This window comes from Pauljensenia sp. UMB3104 (genome assembly GCF_030217285.1).
GTDB lineage: Bacteria > Actinomycetota > Actinomycetes > Actinomycetales > Actinomycetaceae > Pauljensenia.
The window spans coordinates 1-315 of sequence record NZ_JASONN010000165.1 but is presented as its reverse complement, the minus strand read 5'-3'; the positions used below and the strand labels follow the sequence as shown (position 1 = coordinate 315).

The 315-nt window shown below is 57.5% G+C and carries 1 protein-coding gene; it reads left to right on the top strand.

Annotated elements, in window-relative coordinates; all coding sequences use genetic code 11:
* Positions 1 to 51: 51 nt before the first annotated feature.
* Positions 52 to 315: hypothetical protein (locus QP415_RS11200; RefSeq protein ID WP_285100112.1), on the top strand; the 264-nt coding region annotated here is incomplete at its 3' end.

The following is a 315-nucleotide window of genomic DNA, read 5'->3' as shown; positions in this document are numbered from 1 at the left end:
CAATACACGGCAGAAAAAACCGGCAGGGAAACCGCCCAAAGGCTCCTCGACGTGTACAAGGCCGCCAACGGTATCGCAGACCCCGACATGCTCACCGACTCCAAACGGTTCACCGACTCACTCGAAACCATCAACACCAGCGACCAGGCAGCACTAGCCGACCACATTAAACAGTTCATTGCCGATAACCCGCGTTTCGCGCTCACCCAGCCCAATGGCAGTTCAACTGTGGACCCGAGCAACACCGGCACGCAGACCACCACCGTTGAAGAGTTCCGCAAGATGAACGGACAACAGCGCAACGCCATCTACCAG